This window comes from Halalkalibacter oceani (genome assembly GCF_023715705.1).
Lineage (GTDB): Bacteria > Bacillota > Bacilli > Bacillales > Bacillaceae_D > Halalkalibacter > Halalkalibacter oceani_A.
The window spans coordinates 1-453 of sequence record NZ_JAMBOS010000088.1 but is presented as its reverse complement, the minus strand read 5'-3'; the positions used below and the strand labels follow the sequence as shown (position 1 = coordinate 453).

The 453-nt window shown below is 42.4% G+C and carries 2 protein-coding genes; both read left to right on the top strand.

Translation table 11 applies throughout. The features are described 5' to 3' along the window. Positions 1 to 220: winged helix-turn-helix domain-containing protein (locus M3212_RS21775; RefSeq protein ID WP_251195991.1), on the top strand; the 220-nt coding region annotated here is incomplete at its 5' end. 1 nt (position 221) lies between these two features. After that, positions 222 to 453, top strand: a 232-nt coding sequence (locus tag M3212_RS21770) for a hypothetical protein (protein WP_251195990.1), incomplete at its 3' end; no start/stop codon positions are given.

Here is a 453-nt window from a genome sequence, read left to right as displayed (position 1 = left end):
ATATAAATTGCTGTGTCTGTTTATGGAGAACCCAAACATTGTCCTGTCATCGGAGCAAATTTTGAGCAGGCTTTGGGATTGTGAGGAAGACTATATTGACAACAGCACCCTGACGGTATATATCCGAAGATTACGCATAAAAATTGAGGATGATCCCGGCAATCCACAGAAGATCGTCACTGTTCGGCGTTTTGGTTACAAATGGAATAAGACGGAATGAGGTGTGCTATGCGAATACTGGCAAACCGAAAAATCAAACAGCTTTTCATCTGTATCCTGTTGATTGTCGTTGGTTTCTCGTCATTCTCCGTTGCTGCGGTCTGCAATGGAAGTTTGCAGCACTGTATGTATTGGTGTCTGCAATTTGCATGGGAGCTTTGATCTTTATCTCTTTGTATTTCTATTTTAGAAAGCAGGAGCAGATCATGGAAAACGCCGTGACACAGATACGGA